Genomic DNA, 2,323 nt, shown 5'->3' on the forward strand with positions numbered 1-2,323 from the left:
CTTACTAAAATCAATGCCCATAAATTAGAATACTAAGCGGGAATGAAACGCCTTAGCGCTTAATAATATAGTACACAAAGCGCGACGATTCTAAGTCTTCTTCAGAAGATTCGATTAACTCATGAGCTGTTAAAGCTATAAACGAAGCGAAATCCCTAACGGAGCCCTTATCAGTGGCGATCACTTTGACACATTCACCAGCCGACATCTTATTTAATTGCTGTTTAGCTTTGAGCAATGGCATCGGACAGGCCTCACCAGAAGCATCTACTAAATAATCGAATTGCATAACTACCTATCAATAAAAACAAAACCCAAGGAAAGAACATCTTATAGCAGCGACAGGAGGTTATACAAGCTAATCTCAGACAGCTGCCACCCTAGTTCATTCTGACAAAGTATTCACTTGCATCTGCTCCGAATTCGGCCTATATCTAAGAACCTAACACACCATACAATACAATCGAAGATGCCACGACGACAAAGCCTTAGCTTTTTACTACTCTGCTTACTAATATCGAGCACTCACGCAGACTCGAGCACTGATACAATCCCTAGCCTTGGCAATAGCTCGTCAAACCTCGTTTCAATCCAGCAAGAAAAAGCCCTAGGCAACGCTTGGTTGCGCACATTTAGACGCCACACCCAAGCCTATGATAATCCTTTAGTCACCGAATACCTCACCAACCTTGTATATAAACTCGCGCCAAACTCTGCCGTAATCGATCGCGACTTCACCATTACAATTGTCGACAATCCAAGCCTAAATGCCTTTGCAGTACCTGGTAGCATTATTGGCGTAAACGCAGGGTTATTCTTTAACGCCAATACCGAACAAGAATTTGCATCCGTTATTGCTCACGAACTCGCCCACCTCAGCCAAAGACACTACGCCCGCATGCTCGAACGACAAAAGCTTGCGGCGCCACTGACACTCGCCGGCTTTCTGGCAAGCGCAATTATTGCTGCGACAGCTGGTTCAGAAGCTGGCGTCGCTGCACTGGCAAGCACTCAGGCACTTAGTGCAGAGAAACAACTAAAGTTTTCACGCAAAAACGAACAAGAGGCTGACCGCCTAGGTATTAAGATTTTAGCAAATTCAGCTTTCGACCCGCGAGCAATGCCAAAGATGTTTGAACGCATGTACAAACAAACACGGCTCAGAGCAGAGAGCCTCCCAGAATATCTATCAACACACCCTCTGTCCGATACGCGAATTAGTGATACGCGAGGGAGGGCTGAGCAGTACCCCAGAGCACGCTATCGAGATGACATTGACTTTCACTTTAGTAAAAACATGATCATTAGTGACTATGCGGAATCCAGGCAAGCTGCAGTTGAATACTTCAACAATATTCTGCAAAAGGGTAATACGACACAAATTAGTACCGCGACATTTGGCCTTGCCTATGCTCACCTAAAAACCAAGCCCCTCAAAACGATTGAGCTTCTGGAAAAACTATTAGAGCAGTATCCTAACCAGATATCGATCAACACCATCTATGCGCAAGCATTATCCAATGCCAGCCGCCACACCGATGCAATCAGCACCCTTGAGCAACAATTAAGCAGGAACCCTCACAACTACTCTTTATCTCGAGCGCTGGCAAAAGCGTATCTTGATGCAAACAAAATTAAGGAATCGAATCATCTACTCACTAAAATGAGCCTACGTTACCCTGAAGACCCCGAGATTTGGTACTTACTTGCTGAGGTAGCGGGGCTCGCTGGTGATATCGCGCATTTGCACCAAGCACGAGCAGAATATTTCTACCTTACCGCTAGAATGAATCAAGCTATCGAGCAGCTTAGCCTTGCCTTGAAAAAAACCACAAGTGAGCTTGATGAACTTAAGATCCAGTCAAGACTGGACCTCTTCTATGCCATCAAAGAAAACCCGCTGTTTTAAACGCGCAAACAGGGTGAATGGAAAGCCAAAGTTATTTACAACGTAGCTGAGAAGTCTAGCATTCTCTGAAGGGACTTAAGTGCACCGGCTCTTAATTCGGAGTCGACCTCTACTTCGCCACTCCCCTCACTTAATGCCAAGTACATATTTTCCAGGTCGTTCATTGCCATCCACGGGCAATGTGCACAGGATCGGCAGGTCGCTCCAGAACCGGCAGTGGGCGCTTCGATAAAGACTTTCTCAGGCGACAACTGCTGCATTTTATAGAAGATACCGTTATCTGTAGCGACGATAAATTCTTGATTCGGCAACTCTTGCGACGCTTTGATAAGCTGAGTCGTTGAACCGACCGCATCAGCAAATTCAACCATACTTTGCGGAGATTCCGGATGCACAAGTACCGCGGCATCAGGG

The 2,323-nt window shown here is 45.8% G+C and carries 3 protein-coding genes; 1 reads left to right on the plus strand and 2 read right to left on the minus strand.

What is annotated here, in order from left to right:
- Positions 1-52 precede the first annotated feature (52 nt).
- Positions 53-289 carry a sulfurtransferase TusA family protein gene (locus tag A3761_RS15660; RefSeq protein ID WP_068507810.1) on the minus strand — a complete coding sequence of 79 codons (237 nt, stop codon included), beginning with the start codon at positions 287-289 and terminating at the stop codon, positions 53-55.
- Positions 290-469: 180 nt separating this feature from the next.
- Here A3761_RS15660 and A3761_RS15665 point away from each other — a divergent pair, with 180 nt between their 5' ends.
- Positions 470-1,909, plus strand: coding sequence for a M48 family metalloprotease (locus tag A3761_RS15665; RefSeq protein WP_068554308.1), 1,440 nt, complete (start codon positions 470-472; stop codon positions 1,907-1,909).
- A gap of 35 nt (positions 1,910-1,944) precedes the next feature.
- Here the strand turns inward: A3761_RS15665 and nadA are convergent.
- Positions 1,945-2,323 (minus strand): quinolinate synthase NadA (gene nadA, locus A3761_RS15670; protein WP_197473065.1); only part of this gene is annotated, 379 nt, incomplete at its 5' end.

It is taken from the genome of Oleiphilus sp. HI0123 (assembly GCF_001635315.1).